The sequence below is a fragment of the Microbacterium sp. H6 genome, from assembly GCF_003314775.1.
Lineage (GTDB): Bacteria > Actinomycetota > Actinomycetes > Actinomycetales > Microbacteriaceae > Microbacterium > Microbacterium oxydans.
On sequence record NZ_QOAY01000143.1, the window covers coordinates 1 to 763 of the forward strand.

Here is a 763-nt window from a genome sequence, read left to right on the forward strand (position 1 = left end):
CCTTCGCCACCTGCTTCTCCAGCACGGTGACCGCGTCGTCGGAGAGCAGGATGAGGCCGTCGAGCTCCTCGCGCACGCGCTTGTAGGCGACGTTGCGCTCGGCCTGCGTGGCGGATTCGTCGACCGCGACCTTCAGCAGCTGCTGTGCGCGTTCGAGACGCTTGCGCTCCGGCTCGGTAAAGGTCGAATCGCGCAGGCGCCTGGCATCCTTTTCGGCGATCTCGAAAGCGACCGCGTAGTCGCCGACGGCCTGGAGGTACTCGGTGACCTGCTGTTCCGACACCCTGGCGTCGGCGGAGGCGGGGCGCAGGGCATCGGCCGTCTTCTTGGCGCGCAGGAACGCGGCGGTCAGCGGCTGGCGCCCATCGCTCATGGCGGGGAAGGCGATCAGCTTGGCGACGTCGAGCTCGTAGTCGAGCCAGCGTGCCGTGATCTCGTCATGCTCGGCGAACAGGCGCGCGACCAGATCGCTCGGTGCCACGGACGCTGTGGTGTCGACGACAGAGGGTCCGCGGCGCTTGGCCTGCTGGGTGAGCGCGCGCGCTTCGATCTCGGCGGTCTTCAGCTGCGCCTTCATGCGAAGGGTCTCCAGGCGGCGCTCGTGTCGTCGCTTGGAGCTGCGCTCCCACGTCTTCGCGATACCACCGGCCATTCCCATGATCGGGAAGATGAGCCACCAGTAGTGCTGCGCGAAGGTCCAGAAGCCCTGGATGAACTCGTCCATGATGCGTTCAGCCTACTTCTCGGCGGGCTCTTGCCGCCC

1 protein-coding gene is annotated in these 763 nt (G+C 67.2%); it reads right to left on the minus strand.

What is annotated here, in order from left to right; translation table 11 throughout:
• Positions 1 to 724 (minus strand): hypothetical protein (locus DSP71_RS09170; RefSeq protein ID WP_113680943.1); only part of this gene is annotated, 724 nt, incomplete at its 3' end.
• Positions 725 to 763 lie beyond the last annotated feature (39 nt).